General features: G+C 47.0%; 1 protein-coding gene. It reads right to left on the bottom strand.

From position 1 onward, the window contains the following. Positions 1 to 107: 107 nt before the first annotated feature. Positions 108 to 18,728 carry a retention module-containing protein gene (locus R8269_RS02570; protein WP_318222441.1) on the bottom strand — a complete coding sequence of 6,207 codons (18,621 nt, stop codon included), beginning with the start codon at positions 18,726 to 18,728 and terminating at the stop codon, positions 108 to 110. Between the last annotated feature and the right edge of the window lie 415 nt (positions 18,729 to 19,143).

Genomic DNA, 19,143 nt, shown 5'->3' with positions numbered 1-19,143 from the left:
TCGCTCTTTATTTCTATTTCGATTCAAATATCTCCTGTTTAAAATCAAGCTTTCCCGAAAAAATGGGCGGCTTATCAGAGCCGCCCATTTTTGTGTTGTATACAGGTTTATCCGTTATCAATAACACCGTTGTTCAGCAATGACTCTACAATCTCGTTGGAGCTGAGACCGTTGAAGTCGATTGAAGTACCTAAGTTTTCCACGACAATAGTCTGCTGAACATTTGCATCCGTAGTAATGTTCAGAGAAACACTTTCCGTCGATGCATCGTAGTCTGCTGAAATGTGACCAAGCAGATCATCCATGTCGATCATTGAGTTATTGAGATCAGAGATAACTTCACGTAAATCGATACTGTCTTCGTTAACAGTGAAGTCAGTAATGGTATCCACTGCCCCTTCATCAACGGAATCTACCGTCCACTTGAAGATATCGCTGCCGTCTCCACCCGTTAAGATATCTGAGCCTAAGCCACCGATAAGCACGTCATCACCATCACCACCCAGAATAACGTCGTCACCGTCTCCACCAATCAAGTTGGTACCTGTGTCTCCGCCGACTAAATAGCTGTCGTCCACTGCGGTTGACTGGTCAATATCGTCGCTATCACTACTCACATCCAAACTAATTTGGACAGGTGAAGACTGCGCTTCATCGCCATTAGATTCCGTTGATATCGCCGTAAGCGAAATATCGTAAGAACCGACATCAATACCACTGTTAGTATCTGTTGCGACAATTTCTAGCGTATCAATTTCATCGCTTGGTACTGTCCAAGTGGTACCATCGAAGCTAATGCCTGATGGAGAAACGCCACTTGTTACCTCAGCACTAGCTGGTACGCCCGTTAGCTCCAAAGACAGCACCTCGTCAATATCAGTAAGCGCCGCCATGATTCCGACAATCGCTAAACCTTGACTGCTCGCGGTTTGGCTAGCCGTAATTTGACGAATGTAATTAAACTGAGGATTGATATTCAATGTAGGTGCATCAGCTACAGGTGTCACATTGATAGTGAAGTCTTGATTCGCCTCCAATGCGGAACCCGATGCATTTTCGAAGTACACACCGTTGTCTTCGACTTTCACCGATAAAGTGATTGAAGCTGCGTTGACATCTCCTGCATCCACAAATACACCCTCAGAAGCGTCTGTTGCTCCAAGAACGGAGTTAATATTATCTGGTGTGCCCATTAGGGTTATTTCACCAGCCATCCCCGCCCCAACAGTCACACCACTACCTGCTGGCGGCTCGACACGAAGGTCGCCCTCGGTAACTGTAAGAGTCACCGTCATGATTTCATTCGCCTGCGCACCAGTGAAGTCGATGTCACTTACACTAATACCCGTTATTTTCTGGCCATCGGCTTCGTTGATCGTATCCGTTACCGACGTTGCAGTGATTTCAGGTGCGTCATTGGTCGCTTCAACATTCAACACTGCTGTGCCCGCGATTGTAATTGGGTCTGGAGCGCCGTTAGTTGTTCCGTCATCTGTGATTTCATAAGTGAAATTAACGTCACCAAAGAAATCTGCTGCGGGTTCAAACGTCCACTCTGTCGCACTCACTTGAGTCAACGTGCCGGAAGTTGGGTCCACTAACGCAACATTATCGACGGTCAAGTTGTCTGACTCAGGATCACTTGCGTTGCTCAGCAACTCAGTAGCCGTAATAGTTACCGAACCACCATCTTCTTCGGTACTACTCAACGTTACCTCTGATGTTACCGGTGCATCGTTCACCTCAGTGACTTCGAAGGTCGCCGTTCCTGACACCGTTTGAGGATCTGAAACACCGTTCGTTGTACCGTTGTCGGTAATGTCGTAGGTCAGATCGACCTTGCCGTTGTAGCCAGGCGCAGGAGTAAATGACCATGTACCTGTTACGTTGTCGAAATCCAATGTGCCGCTGCTTGGGTCAACCAACTGGACATTGCTCACCATCAAGGTGTCGTTTTCAATATCAGACGCATTCGCCAACAAATCAGCTTGGGTAATATCAACCGCCGTACTGTCTTCTGCGATATCAGAAAGTGTCACTTCAGACGTCGTTGGAGCATCATTGACTTCCGTTACGTTGAACGATGCGCTGCCGTTAACCGATTTAGGATCGGATGCACCATTTGTCGTGCCATCATCTGTAATGGTGTACGTGATTTCAACTGGACCGTTGTAATCTGGTGCAGGGGTAAATTCCCACTCTCCCGTGCCACTGTTGAAAATAATGCTGCCCGAATTCGGATCCGTTAACTGAACATTGCTAACCGTGAGATTATCGTTCTCTACGTCTGTCGCATTCGCAATAAGATCCGCTTCAGAGATGGAGAACACACCACTATCTTCTTCAATATCCGGTAGCGTCACTGGCGTAGTTTCTGGGGTATCATTCACCGCTGTCACTTCAATTTTGAAGCTGCTGCTGTTGGTATTTAGGGTGTCATCTACCCCACCAATTACGATACCTTCATTACCTTGGTCATCGACTGTCACGTCCACCTGAACGTCACCAAAGAAGTTCAGGTCTGGATTAAACTCAATCAGACCGTCTGCAATGGCATTGTTTAGATCGGCCACTGTACCTTTCAGTTCAACGGAGTCCGTACCATCACCGCTCACGGTTAGGTTGTAAGTAGCGATGAGCGTTGGATTAAGCTCCAAGATACCGCTGTCGACGTTCACATTGAGTACATATTCAGCATTCGGATCATCGAGTACGGCATCAATATCGGTAATGCTGAAACCATCAAGCAGCATTGGCGTATCTTCTGGTGTTTCCACATCCACGGTATTGACGAACTCTGGACGATCGTTCACTGCTTCAACATCAACAGTGACATCAAACTCCTCTGCGGAGCCCAAGCTTTGACTGCCATCGAGCCCAGTATCAACGGCTTGCACTTTGAAATGCAGCGAACCATCCCATGAGTTATCGTTGCGATCCCCAGAATTAAACACCACTTGATCCAAGTCTTGAGCATTGATTTCTAAGACAAAAATGCCGCCGCCTTGGTCAGTAAACACTGTCCCATCAGGTAATGAAACACTCGCCCCATCAGGGACATTGGAGACCTCAACTCTCAGCGTCTCTGGATCATTTTCCTGGTAGTTTGCACCATCTCCGATGGACTCTTTGTTATCAACCACTAACGCATTTACATTAATAACAATGTCTTCGCCCTCATTACCTGCAGCCGAAGTGTCGGGGTTCACATCAACATCATCACCAATAGGATTGACAATAAGCGTAAAGTTGTTGTTTCGTTCCGTTGGAACTTGTAGCAACTCCTCTTGAATGAAGACCGTAATACCTATCTCAGCCTCGCCACTAAAGTGTTTTGGCGGTTTAATTTGGATGTCACTCAGGTCAATGGACGTCTGAGTGAGATCTTTTAGTTGAATACTCCATTCGCCCCCACCGTTGTTCTTAACAACATAATCAGAGGAATTGGATTTAACGATAAAGTCATCAGGAAGCCCCGTTAACTTGAGTGAAACGAAACTCTCAGAACCGTCATTATCGTTCAGGCTGATCGAAACACCAGAGCCCGATTGATTCAGCGAAATTAAAGTATCTTCGTCACCAATCACCGTGATTGGCTGCGTCGGATCGGCACCTGTAATGGTAATGTCATCAACGACTGGCGTAACTTCAAATGTGACATCGTCAGTGAAGGTTCTCACATCTATATTATCGCCAGAGTTATTCAAGATAGACTGATCAAACACAGCTTCATCAGTAATTTCTCCCTCGATATTAATCTTGACGGTATTTTGGCCACCACCTACGGGGTAATTTTCTTTTGGCTTAAACAGAACATTGTCAAGCGCACCAGCTAAAATCTCAGCTTCATTAAACTCAATACTGGTTCCTAAGCTGTTACCATTGGCATCAACAAACTCACCTAATGTTGTGTCATCAAGCTCTAACTTGATGTTCGTTAGTGTTTCTCGACCACCTTGAGTGTTGTTAAATTGATCGGCAAAATCAACACTCAAGTTAAGTTGGATTAAGCCATCTTCGTAACCAACACCATCCGCCGTGGGAACGTCGTTATTTAGATCAGTCACAGGTTGTTTGTTTGCATCCAAGCCGAAAGTACCGACGATATCTACTTTTACATTCGGTGTGACATCGCTATCCAACGGCTGATCCCCGGCTGAACTCGGAACGTCTGCAACCGGTAAAACCTGAACTGGAAACTGGACATTATTTTCTTTTTCATCACCGGACTCAGTGTCTTTAGTGACAAACCGAATTGGTAATTCGAAATCACCTGCGTAATCTTCTGCCAAGTGCATCGTCAAGCCATCAAGGCCAGTAATATTTCCACTCGCATCGATATGGGCTTGGAACACGTATTTACCATTGACAAAATCAACATCCGTCCCCGTGATCACCAAACCAGGAGGAATGCCAGGAGCTGTCGGGTCGACGATAATAGTCAAGACATCCTCCACACCATCTGCATTAATCGCATCGACTTTCGACGTCAACTGAGCACCAAGGTTAATAGAATTGTCTTCCAACGCTTGAATTTGAACATCATCAGCCACCTGAATCTCTGCCGCTACACTCATTTTCGGTGTGAGGACGGTTGGAAACTCTAGTGTCACATCCGTTTGACGCACGACCGTCGCATCTTTTTCGTTGCCCAAATCTTCGCCCAAATCATTCACTTCTGCGTAAATGGTTAAGCCAATTTGAGAGAGACCACCGTTATCGCCATCGTCGCTGTCATCGTTTGGTGTTAAATCAAGTCCAGACGGCGCTTTAATTGAGAAGTTGTCTTCATTAGTTACTGTCCAACGACCTCCACCTTCATTTAGTGCACCGACGATAACCAATTGGTTGAGGATCTCAGGGTCCACATTGTGAAATTGAACAACAAGTTGAGTCACCACTTCATCTGAAGACGCATCAAACTCTTGGTATTTAATGATATGAGCGCCAGATTCGCCCCCCATAGAAGTGTTGATCGTAAAGTCAATGTTACCTTGATCATCTGACTTCACGATATCGGTAGCACCACCACCACTTTCAGTGACAAGCAGACGGGTTTGGTCATCTATTGCCCCCGTATTATCCTCTGGCTCAACGATTGGATTAACTTGGACATTCACCGTACCATTGATGGTTTTCTCAGCGATACCTTCACCGGGATTCGAAGCGTCAACATATTCATGGTCAATCTCTTTCACAGTGACGGTCGTGGTCAAGTCAAAGTCAGTACTTGAATCCTGCTCCAACTGGACTTGAACATAGCCACTTTGAGAGATTTTAGCGGAAAAATCTTGCTCTGATTCACCGGCTTGCGGTGAAAGCGTTAGTGTTCCAGAAACAAGCGCTTGTGCCACACCATCTACATAGACCGTGCTGCCTGGAGGAAATCCAGAGATGGTTACATCACTAAAGAATTCATCGGTATCAGGGCTTTGTACGAGCGTCGGTTTCCAATCGATGTCAAAGCGCGTATCTTCATCTCCCTCCGATCGAACAACGTAGTTATCTTGAGCATCAATAACGGGTTCGACCTTGATCCTTACCTCTCTTTCAATCACACGACTATGACCATCATTCTCGGTAACAATGATCGTCCCTGTAATCGCAATGTTTCCGGTTGAAGAGGCTTCTGGAATAATTTGAATACCGGAATTAAAATTCAGCCCAGTGATGTTTGCTTCGTAAATCGGTTGACCGTTACCATCATAGCCAACAAAGGTGAGGTCAACGCTTGAACCGTCTGAATCTACGACACGAACACCGTCGGGGATGTTGGACAGGATAACAGTAATGGCTTCTGAATCATCCTGTGGTCTATCGGCAACTTCACCAGATACAACCGAGAAGTTGAGGTTTACAACACCATTCTCTTCAATAGTCGTCTCTATTCCGGCCACATCTCCGTCTACGAATCGGTTCCAAACGTTCCCCGCGTCAATTAATACCGTGTCTGGTATGTCAGCAACACCTTTTACACCAACGATGACGGTCTTACTGCCCAGTGACAACACATCTTCTGTCGTACCGGTAGACAATGATGCTGTGTCTTTCACAATGCCTTCGACATTGAAAGTAAAGTCATCATTGCTGTGCAACGGAGGAAGAACTTCGACGTTCGCTAATTCAGACTCTGGCACTTCGTAATAAAGTACATTGCCGCCTGAATCGGTCACTTCTACTATCTGACTTGGGTTTGCTGAGTCCAGCCACACCAAAGTAACCCCATCAATTGAGAAGTTAGAAATGCGCACAAATAACGCTTCAGAACCATCTAAGTCCGCTGATGGTTTCATGGTGATCACTTCACTTAATTGGAGTGGATCGTGATCAGTGACAGGGTCTACCGTATTTTGAGTTCGAGCATTATCCTCAAACACATTAATTCGGTTTACAGTAAAACTACCTTTATCCGCAACTGGGTTTACATCAATAATGATGGTTTCGGTTTCTGAGCGAGCGGTATCTTTCCCAAGCAGTGGATTGTTGTTTTCCGTCGTAATAGCGGTGACATCAATTCTGATTTCGCCCGAGAAGTTATCTATCGGATCAACTTGAACTTCATCAATTCGGCTTGCATCCACCAGATAAACACCACCGGATTTTGGTATCGCACTACCATCTGAATAGACTAACTCTGCGTTACCTTCTCCTTGTGTAAAGACAAGCTCGTACACAATGCCTTCTGGGTTACTAGTGTCTTGGGTTTCAGCCGTGATGTTAAGTGCGACATTGTTTCCATCTTCATCAACCGAGTAGTTAAATTCGCTGCTTGCCGTCCACGTTGCAATATCTGCTACGGCAGCAACTTCAATGTATAAACGACCATTAATCGTATGATCTGGCGTACCATTGTTAAGAATTTCCACGCGGATACGAGGATCGATACCAGAAGCATCGGTTGATGTATGACGATCTGGTACGAAGTACAAGTTATCTAACGAGACAAGCTCACCATTGAATGACTGCTCAACATTTGATGCGTCGAGAACAACCGTATTGCCCACAGATGTTAATTCAATGTAGTTGCCACTGCCGTCTCTGTAGTAGAACGTACCGTTGTGAGTATCAGCATCTCGAATAGTGATGTCACCTAAGCTCTCGTTACGGTCGATATCGTGTAAATTGATAACCAAGTCGACTTTCGCAGGGCTAACATCCAGCGTCGACAAGTTGTCCTGAGTATTTGCAGAGTCAACGCCCACAACGACACCATCACGCCCTTGGTCTTCGAACGCAGTAACGGTAGACGTGTCAATTTGCGCATTGCGGTCTCTTATCGAGATATCCACATCGGCATCTGCGATATCGCCATCACCATCGGTTGCAACAACGTTGATGGTGAAATCAATCGAGTCGGTTTCGGTATGGTCAAGGTCGTCATTCGGACGGAATGACACACTGCCATCGGTTCGAACAACCAAACGACCGATTTCAGTATCCACTCCGTCAAGAACCTTGTGAACAAATACGACTTGGTCGCTGCCGTTCAAATCGACAGAATCAGAATCAACACCATTTTGCTTAAAGTAAATGCCTGAATCATCAGCCGAGAATGAAGTCACTTGTGCGCCGTCAGCACCAAGGTCATCATCCCCCTCTACAGGGTCTCGGAATAAACGAACCGTGCGGCTGCCTTGCCCCTCAACACGCGAAATAGATGCATCGTGCAAGGTTGGAACATCATCGGTAATCGTCACTGGTAAGTTAATACCTGCCGTATCACCATCGACATCGGTCGCAAAGACTGGGAGATCAAGTATGAGTGTATCTTCGCCTTGAGTTGAGTGATCTAGCGCACCCTCAAGCGTAAACTTGTAAGAGCCGTCAGCGTTCAAAACTAGTGTGAACACTGAGTTACCATCAGGTGTTTGACCTTGATAAGTAAAGTTGTTGTTGCTTACCGCGGTTTGAACTAACGTCACCGCAAAACCACCTGAAGTTACTCCTGGTATCGGGTTAGAAGTAAGATCCAGCTGATAAGAGACAACGGTATCTGCCCCTTCCACCGTATCGAAATTGCCCGTTGCTTCTAGGCTGTCTTTGTTGGTTGCCTGAGAGCCGTTGGCAAGGTCATCCTCATCAACAGCCAAAGCATCTGCTGATTTAATTTCGGGAATGTCATCAACTACGGTAATTGGAAGATTCAGTGATGATGACGTGTCACCATCAAAGTCTGTTACTGTAATTGGAATATCAATGACAAGGTTGTTTTCACCTTGAACAGCGTCATGGTCGATTGGTCCCAACAGCTCAAATTGGTAGCTGTCATTATTCGCATCAAGAGACAGCGTGAAGATCTTAGTTGATGTGCCAGTAATAACCGCTTCGTAACTGGTTACTCCACCATTCGTGCTTACTAGATTCAACTCGATGCTGCTGCCGTTCGACGTTAAACCAGACACGACTGCATCGAGGTCTGAAACTTGGTAGCTGACAATCTTGTCTGCACCAGCAACGACCTCAAATCCGCCGTTCAATACCGTTGAATCACTACTTGTCGTGTCAGAGCCACCGGAAAGATCATCTTCATCAACGGTTTGTTGGCTAGAGTCTGTCACTTTCACAATAGCTGGGACATCGTCCACCACGGTGATCGGCAAGGTGATGTTATTGGACACATCGCCATCAAAATCAGTCGCGTTGACTGGGAAGTTAATGACCAACGAGTTTTCATCGTTACCCGCAGGATGATCAAGTGCACCCAACAGTTCAAATTCATAACTGTCTGCTGAACCATTTAGCGTCAGTTTAAAGACGGTGTCCGTCGTACCTTGTACATAAGCTCGGTACTCAATCACACCGTTTGAATTTGAAAACTCAACCAACTCAAGCGGTTGACCACCTGAGGTAAGGCCAGAAACAGGCGATGTTAAACTATCCAACTGGAAGCTAACGATAGAGTCGGCACCATCAGTAACGTCAAAGTTGCCACCAATGATATTGGATTCTGGCGTGTCGTCCGAACCTTGGCTTGGAATATCATCCTCATCCACAGACAAGGTACTACCAGAGCTAATAGCATCAATGGTTGGTTTGTCATCTACGATCGTCACTGGCAAGGTCGCAGTGATGGTATCGTTGTCGCCATCCGTGATCTTCACAGGTAGATTCAACAAAATCTCATCAGAGTTAACCGCGTGATCTAACTGACCAGATAACTCAAAGTCGTATTTACCATCTTGATGAAGTGTCAACGTGAAGACCGTCACTCCACCCGGTGTTTGTCCCACGTAAACAAGCGCGTCAGCAGTTGAAGCGCCAACGTCTTGAGAAAGTGTTACCTCTTCTCCACCCGATTTCAGATTCGGGATAGGATTTGAGCTTAGATCCAATTCGAAAGCATCAATACCATCTGCGCTAGTGACTTCGAACTCACCTGATACCGTTAATGGCTCTTTCGTTCCATCAGAACCAAGAGGTAAGTCATCTTCGTCGACACGTAGACTTTCAATATTGGTAACAACTGGAACATCGTCCACAACGGTAATTGGCAATGTGAAGGCTGGTGAAGTATCACCATCATTATCTGTCGCCGTCACAGGGAGGTTAATAACAATCTCGTTTTGCTGATTACCATCGGGATGATCAAGCGGCTTCTGTAAATCGAACTCGTAGGTGTTGTTCGTTGCATCCAACGTCAGTTCGAACACCACTTCAGCAGGATTGCCTGCGACACCTTGGTATACGTTCACGCCGTTTGCGCTAGAAGACAGAACTAAGGTGATAGCTTCACCATCTGAAGTCAGTGACGCAACAGGCGTGGTCAGGTCACTCAGCTGAATAGAAGCAACTTGGTCAGCACCTTCGGTGATATCAAAAGTACCTGAAATAACAGTATCTTCTGCACTTGCAGCATCCGTACCTGCTGGTAGGTCATCTTCATCAACGGTTTGTTCGCTGCCTGCTAGTAAACCGTCAATGGTCGGAACATCATCCACAACCGTAATTGGTAAGGTGATGTTGTTCGACACGTCTCCATCAAAGTCAGTCGCGTTTATCGGTAAATTGATGACCAGTTCATTTTGGCCATCAGCATTTGGATGATCGAGAGGAGCAAGCAAATCGAAAGTGTAGCTATCATCAGAAGCATCGAGAGTCACACGGAATACTGGTGTCGTCGTGCCATCAATACGAGCTTCGTAAACTGAAACGCCACCTGCGTTTGATACTTCAACCATAACCAGAGATTGACCACCAGAGGTCAGGCCTTGTACTGGCGTGGTTAGGTCAGAAACGCTGTACTCCACAATGCCATCAGAGCCATCAGTCGCGATGAAGTTACCTGCAATGCTGTTCGACTGCGTACCATCAGATCCGACTGTTGGGATATCGTCCTCGTCAACCGTTTGCACACTTGTTGCTTCGATGCCACCAAGTGTCGGTTTGTCATCAACGATCTTGACAGGAATTGTCTCAGCAGACGTGTCGCCATCAAAGTCGGTTGCGATGATTGGGAAGTTCAGTGTCAGCTCGTCACTATCTACCGCGTGGTCGATTGGACCTTCTAGCGTGAAGTTATAAGAGCCATCGGTATTCACTGTCAGCGTAAAGACCGCTTCAGTCCCCGCTGCCGCTTGGTAAGTAAAGCTACCATCGCCGTTTGCGGTTTCCGTCAGTGTGACTGCCACGCCTTGTGATGTGAGTCCAGCTACAGGTGTTGCAGAAGCATCGAGCTGATAGCTCACCACTCGGTCCGAGCCTTGTGTGGTGGTAAAGTTACCATCGATTGAAATCGGGTCAGTTTGGTCTGAGCCAATCGTACTTAAGTCATCTTCATCAACGGTAATCGCATCGACATCAGTAATGGTCGGTTTATCATCCACGATGGTGACTGGGATCGTTTCTGTGGTGGTATCACCATCAAAATCCGTTGCGATGATTGGGAAGTTCAGCGTCAGCTCATCACTGTCTACCGCATGGTCGATTGGCCCTTGCAGCGTGAAGTTGTATGAGCCATCCGTGTTTACTGTTAGCGTAAATACGGCTTCAGTTCCTGCTGTCGCTTCATAAGTGTAGCTACCGTCGCCGTTTGCGGTTTCAGTCAGCGTGACGGCCACACCTTGTGATGTTAGACCGTCAACAGGCGTTGCAGCAGCATCCAATTGGTAGCTTACTACCCCATCAGAGCCTTGCGTTGTAGTGAAGTTGCCATCGATTGAAATTGGATCTGAGCCGTCGGAGCCAATCGTCGCTAAGTCATCTTCATCCACGCGGATTGCGTCTACGTCAGTGATGGTTGGTTTATCATCAACGATGGTGACAGGTAACGTCTTCGATGAGGTGTCGCCATCAAAGTCTGTTGCGATAATCGGGAAGTCGATTTGCAGACTGTCGCTATTCACCGCATGGTCTAGTGGGCCCTGCAGAGTAAAGGTGTAGCTGCCATCTGGCTTCACCACCAGTTCAAATACGGCATTGCCATCTGCTGTGGCAGTGTAAGTAAAGCTGCCATCACCATTTGTTGTCTCAGCAAGTACGACAGGCTCACCATGAGAGGTTAACCCTGCTACTGGATCTGCTGTTGCATCAAGCTGGTATTTAACAACGCTGTCCGAGCCTTCAGTTGTGCTGAAAGACCCCGACATAAACGCATCATCGTTTTGGTCTGAGCCAATTGAAGCGAGATCATCTTCGTCCACCGTGAGTGGAACAACGTTGTCAATGGTTGGAACGTCATCAGTAATCGTAACTGGAATGGTCGCGGTCGTCGTATCGCCATCAAAGTCTGTTGCAATGATTGGGAAGTTCAGTACTAGCTCATCGTTGTTTAACGCGTGATCGATTGGCCCTTCTAGACGGAAGTTGTATGTGCCGTCTGCATTCACATTCATGGTGAAAACCGGATTGCCATCCGCGGTAGCCACGTAAGTGAAGCTGCCATCGGCATTCGCAGTCTCTACCAAAGTAACAGGCTCACCTTGAGAAGTTAAACCTGAAACAGGATCAGCCGTTGAATCAAGTTGGTAGCTCACCACACGGTCTGAACCTTGAGTGGTCGTGAACGCGCCTTCAACATAAACAGCGTCAGTTTGGTCTGAGCCAATACCTGATAAATCATCTTCGTCTACTGCAAGAGGCACAACATTATCTATGATTGGTGCATCATCCGTGATCGTGACTGGAATGGTTGCCGAAGTCGTATCACCATCAAAATCGGTGGCAATAATTGGGAAATCAATCGTCAGGCTGTCACTGTTAGCTGCATGGTCAATCGGGCCTTGCAGCGTAAAATCGTAAGTGCCATCTGTTGCTACGTTTAACGTGAATACCGGATTGCCGTCTGCGGTCGCCACATAAGTAAAGCTGCCATCACCGTTGGCGGTTTCCACCAAGGTAATCGCCTCACCTTGAGACGTTAGCCCCGCAACAGGATCAGCCGTTGAATCCAGTTGATAGCTCACCACTCGGTCAGAGCCTTGAGTGGTCGTAAACGCGCCTTCAACGAACAGATCGCCGCCAGGGTCGGAACCCACACCGCTAAGGTCGTCTTCATCGACACTTAACGCATCCACCGCTGTGATGGTCGGTACATCATCAACAATCGTGACTGGAATGGTTTCAGTGACAGTGTCGCCATCAAAGTCGGTTGCGATAATTGGGAAGTTTAGTGTCAACTCGTCACTATCAACCGCGTGATCAATCGGCCCTTCTAGCGTGAAGTTATAAGAGCCATCAGTATTCACAGTCAGCGTAAAGACCGCTTCAGAGCCCGCTGTTGCTTCGTAGGTAAAACTGCCATCACCATTTGCAGTTTCTGTTAGCGTGACAGCCACACCTTGCGAGGTTAAACCGTCAACTGGTGTTGATGTGCCATCGAGTTGGTAGCTCACCACTCGGTCTGAACCTTGCGTGGTGGTGAAGTTACCATCAATAGAAATCGGGTTGCTTTGGTCTGAGCCAATTGACGCTAGATCATCTTCATCAACCGTAATGGAATCCACGTCAGTAATAACTGGCTTATCGTCTACGATCGTCACTGGGATAGTGGCATTTGTGGTGTCGCCATCAAAGTCGGTCGCGATGATTGGGAAGTTCAGTATCAACTCATCACTATCTACTGCGTGGTCGATTGGACCTTCAAGCGTGAAGTTATAGCTACCATCAGTATTCACTGTCAGCGTAAAGACCGCTTCAGTACCCGCTGTCGCCTCGTAAGTAAAGCTGCCATCACCGTTTGCGGTTTCAGTCAGCGTGACGGCCACGCCTTGTGATGTAAGGCCGTCAACTGGTGTTGCAGAAGCATCAAGCTGATAGCTCACCACTCGGTCCGAGCCTTGTGTGGTGGTGAAGTTGCCATCGATTGAAATCGGGTCAGTTTGATCTGAGCCAATCGTGCCTAAATCATCTTCATCAACGGTAATCGCATCGACATCGGTAATGGTCGGCTTATCATCCACGATGGTGACTGGGATCGTTTCTGTGGTGGTATCACCATCAAAATCCGTCGCGATGATTGGGAAGTTCAGTGTCAGCTCATCACTGTCTGTCGCATGGTCAATTGGCCCCTGAAGCGTGAAGTTGTATGAACCATCCGTATTCACGGTCAGCGTAAATACGGCTTCAGTTCCTGCTGTCGCTTCATAAGTGTAGCTACCGTCGCCGTTTGCAGTTTCCGTCAGCGTCACTGCCACACCTTGCGATGTTAGGCCATCAACTGGCGTTGCAGCAGTATCTAATTGGTAGCTTACTACCCCATCAGAACCTTGCGTTGTAGTGAAGTTGCCATCGATTGAAATTGGATCTGAGCCGTCAGAGCCAATCGTCGCTAGGTCATCTTCATCCACACGGATTGCGTCTACGTCAGTGATGGTTGGTTTATCATCAACGATAGTGACAGGTAACGTCTCCGATGAGGTGTCGCCATCAAAGTCTGTTGCGATAATCGGGAAGTCGATTTGCAGACTGTCGCTATTCACCGCATGGTCTAGTGGACCTTGCAGTGTAAAGTTGTAGCTGCCATCTGGCTTCACAATCAATTCAAATACGGCATTGCCATCTGCCGTGGCTGTGTAAGTAAAACTACCGTCGCCGTTAGCAGTTTCAGCAAGCACGACAGGCTCACCATGAGAGGTCAACCCAGATACTGGATCTGCTGTTGCATCAAGCTGGTATTTAACAACGCTGTCTGAGCCTTCAGTTGTGGTGAAAGAACCCGACATAAACGCATCATCGTTTTGGTCTGAGCCAATTGAGGCGAGATCATCTTCGTCCACCGTGAGTGGAACAACGTTGTCGATAGTTGGAACGTCATCAGTAATCGTGACGGGAATGGTCGCGGTCGTCGTATCGCCGTCAAAGTCTGTTGCAATGATTGGGAAGTTCAGTACTAATTCATCGCTGTTTAACGCGTGATCGACCGGCCCTTCCAGACGGAAATTGTATGTGCCATCAGCATTCACGTTCATGGTGAAAACCGGATTGCCATCCGCGGTAGCCACGTAAGTAAAGCTGCCATCAGCATTCGCAGTCTCTACCAGAGTAACTGGCTCACCTTGGGAGGTTAGCCCCGAAACAGGATCAGAAGTTGAATCAAGTTGGTAGCTCACCACACGGTCTGAACCTTGGGTAGTGGTGAACGCGCCTTCAACAAACACAGCGTCAGTTTGGTCTGAGCCAATACCTGATAAATCATCTTCGTCTACAGCCAGAGGCAAAACATTATCGATGATTGGTGCATCATCCGTAATCGTGACTGGAATGGTTGCCGAAGTCGTATCACCATCAAAATCGGTGGCAATAATTGGGAAATCAATCGTCAGGCTGTCACTGTTAGCTGCATGGTCAATCGGGCCTTGCAGCGTAAAATCGTAAGTGCCATCTGTTGCTACGTTTAACGTGAATACCGGATTGCCGTCTGCGGTCGCCACATAAGTAAAGCTGCCATCACCGTTGGCGGTTTCCACCAAGGTAATCGCCTCACCTTGAGACGTTAGCCCCGCAACAGGATCAGCCGTTGAATCCAGTTGATAGCTCACCACTCGGTCAGAGCCTTGAATAGTGGTAAACGCGCCTTCAACGAACACAGCGTCAGTTTGGTCTGAGCCCACGCCGCTAAGGTCATCTTCATCGACACTCAACGCATCCACCGCTGTGATGGTCGGTACATCATCAACAATCGTGACTGGAATGGTTTCAGTAACGGTGTCGCCATCGAAGTCGGTTGCGATAATTGGGAAGTTGAGTGTCAGCTCATCACTATCCACCGCGTGATCAATTGGCCCTTCTAGCGTGAAGTTGTAAGAGCCATCAGTATCTACTGTCAGAGTAAATACTGGGTTGCCACCCGCAGTCGCTTCATAAGTGAAACTACCATCACCATTTGCGGTTTCTATCAGTGTGACAGCCACGCCTTGCGATGTTAAACCGTCCACTGGTGTTGCTGAAGCATCGAGTTGGTAGCTCACCACTCGGTCAGAGCCTTGTGTGGTAGTAAAGTTGCCATCAATAGAAATTGGATTGCTTTGGTCTGAGCCAATTGACGCTAGATCATCTTCATCAACCGTAATGGTGTCGACGTCGGTAATCACAGGCTTATCGTCCACGATTGTCACTGGGATAATGGCATTTGTGGTGTCGCCATCAAAGTCTGTTGCGATGATTGGGAAGTTGAGTGTCAGCTCATCGCTATCTACCGCGTGGTCGATTGGACCTTCAAGCGTGAAGTTATAGCTACCATCAGTATTCACCGTCAGCGTAAAGACCGCTTCACTACCCGCTGTCGCCTCGTAAGTAAAGCTGCCATCAGCGTTTGCGGTTTCAGTCAGCGTAACTGCCACGCCTTGTGATGTAAGGCCGTCAACTGGTGTTGCAGAAGCATCAAGCTGATAACTTACCACTCGGTCAGAGCCTTGTGTGGTGGTGAAGCTACCATCAATAGAAATCGGGTCAGTCTGGTCCGAACCAATCGTGCCTAAATCATCTTCATCAACAGTAATCGCATCAACATCGGTAATAGTTGGCTTATCATCCACGATGGTAACAGGCAATACGATTTGGCTTGTGTCACCATCGAAGTCTGTAGCAATAACGCTAAAATCAAGGGTTAAGCTGTCGCTATTTGCCGCATGGTCAATTGGACCTTGCAGCTCAAAACTGTACGAGCCGTCGGTATTCAAAATTAATGTGAAAACTGCACTGCCATTTGCCGTTGCGCTGTAGGTATAGCTGCCGTCTGCATTTTGCGTTTCGGCAATGGAGACGGTTTGACCTTGAGATTGCAGGCCATTTAAAGGATCAGCGTTTACATCCAACTGATACTGTACGACGCCATCAGAACCCTGAGTCGTCGTGAACTGACCTTCAACCAGCGTTGGCTGTGATTGGTCAGAGCCTACCGAACTTAAGTCATCTTCATCGACGGTAAGAGCAACAACGTCGTTAATGGTTGGCACATCATCAGTAATGGTAACCGGTAGAACAAGTGAACTGGTGTCACCGTCAAAGTCCGTTGCGACAATAGTGAAGTCTAGAGTTAAGCTATCGCTACCCGCAGCATGATCGATTGGACCTTCAAGGGTAAATGAATAAGAACCGTCAGGGTTCACTTGTAAGGTGAAGATAGCGTCCCCTTCTGCCGTTGCAGAATAGGTAAAGCTGCCATCTGAATTGGTTGTTTCCGTCAGAGAGATAGATCGCCCCTGTGATTCCAACCCATTGAGTGGATCAGTGCCGATCTCTAATTGATAACTTACGACACGGTCTGAGCCCTGAGTCGTCGTGAAGTTACCTTGCGCGAGCACAGAGTCGCTTTGATCGGAGCCGATGCTTGATAAATCATCTTCATCGACGGCGAGTGCATCAACGCCATCAATCGTAGGAACGTCATCTTGAACTTGAATGACAATTTGCGCCGCTTCTGGTATGTTCGAACCGTCGGTAATCGAGGAGCGATCACCATCCGCATCTACTGCGTAAACTGGCAGTGAGAAAGTAAGCGAGTCATCGTTAGCACCCGTATGGTCAAGTTGTTCATACAAGTTGAATTGGTATTCGCCCAATGTAGGCGCATCAATCGCCACATCAAATACGGTAATACGTACGCCATCCAGCTCGATGAAGCCTTCGTAAGTACGCACGCCGTTACTCTCGGACGCAAGTTCCAGTTGAACAACCTGCCCTTGAGATTGTAGTTCTCCACCAACATTAAATTCTGTAGGTTCCAACTCATAGTGATCAATGATGTCACTTCCGACCGCTGTCGTGATCGACCCAGAGCCACTTGTTACTGCCGCGCCTTCCTGTGAACCTTGGTCAACCCCCGCCTCGTCCAAAGATAATCCCGTCACGTTCTCAATCACTGGATTATCGCCATCGAGGATGGTCATCGTAAAGGTGTTGCTTGCCGTATCTTGGTCGAAATCGACGATTGTGGTTGGCAAAGAGAGCTCAATCGTATCTTCACCGTTTGTTTGTTCTAACGGCTTAAATTGCTCAAATTGGTAGGTACCATCAGTATTCAAACTGATGGTTAAGACGGTTTCATTCGAGCCCGCAATGGACAGGGTTATAGTACTGCCGTCTTCAGAGAGCACCGCTTCTGTTGCCTGATTATCACTCAGTAGGCCATCGAACTGACTAAGTCCTTCTTGATTAAACGTGACCGTTGCCAATTGATCACTACCAATATCAACAAAGGTGCCAGTAATTGGTGTAGAAGAAGACTCAACGTTTTCAAAAGTAACGTTTTGCGGCGCAGGATCATCGCCATCAATAACGGTTGTCGTAAAGTCAATAGGCGCTTGAATGCTGTTACCACCAATATCTGCGCCTGTAATATCAAAAGCAATATTGATTTGATCACCGACGATCGATACTTGGCCATCAGCAACAGACGCAACATGGTCAATACCCTGGCTAATCGTGGTAACGACCTCTAACTCTAAATCACGGCCTAAAGATGTCGCTTCGATCTCGATACGAAGCACTTCGTTACCTTCTTGAGTACCGATAATGGCATTTTGCGCTTCGTCATAAACGAACGCCACTGGCTGACCACCAGAGGTAATATCACTGTTAAGCTCACTTAACAAAGACTCTAAAGAAGACGTTTCGGGTACAAATGAAGCGGTATCAAGTGCGAGATCCCCTGCTTCAACCAGCACACTAGACGAAATGGTTTGCGGGTAGCTTGATAGAGAAATTGAGCCTTCTGTTACTTGAGAAGAGAAAGACTGACCACCGTCAGCAAAAATGGTGACATTCAAACCGTCATCTTCGTCGCGATCATCTTCTCCGCTGCGAGTCGCAGACGTTTCAAAAAAAGTAGAAGCGAGTACTTCCGGGTTATTATATTCAACCGTCACGTAGCCAGCATTAGCCGAGCCTTCAGCACCTGCGCCAGCAGCTGTTGCTTCTAAGATAGCGGTAGGGTCAGCTCCGTCTAAAATAGCTTGCTGGATAGCGGCAATATCGTTGGCGTCGAAGTCAGCACTTCCAATAGCCGTTGGGTCAAAAGTCACTAAGCCATTAACTGGAGATTGTACCAATACTGGTTCTAACGGTTCAGAAGAAGGCACAGGAAGACAAGCAACACAATTTGCATCGACCAGATAAAGCTCATTATTTATCTGTACGTCGAGAGAAGCATTATTTTCTGTGATAATAATCTCGCCAGGTCTTAACTCATCCCCCGCTTTTATGACCTTAACGTTTCCATCCAGGCCCAAAACCAAAACTTCACCTTTGACAGCATTTACAATCGCGCTCTGCGGTACCGTGTGCGTACTCATCTGACCTCCGCTAATGGCTTACGTTTCCCATTAACCTTTTTAGATAATTTCTTATTAATTTAGTGCGGCATACTGCACACCTTTATACGATTAAACTAAGTATTGAATCATTAAACAATCGATAAATACCCTACTACCAAGCAACATAAGTAAAACTTACTCGTAGTCACAGAAATGTGACACATGTGCTGACGCGTAGATATCGAATAATTATATGAAATTGATACCTTATTCTGATTAAGTGTAGTTGTTTTAAGAAAAGAAGAGAGATGAAATCATTCAGCTAAACGCCAGACTGCCGGTTGCGATCAATAATGGAAGAAAAGCAATGAGAATGTTGTATACACCGGAGCGTGATGACAGCTTAATCAATATCGGTGACGAAAAAAACGTAACGATTAAATATTGAACAACA

Source organism: Vibrio sp. Vb0667, from assembly GCF_033391095.1.
The sequence above is the reverse complement of the archived record's forward strand: the minus strand, read 5'-3'. Positions and strand labels throughout refer to the sequence as shown.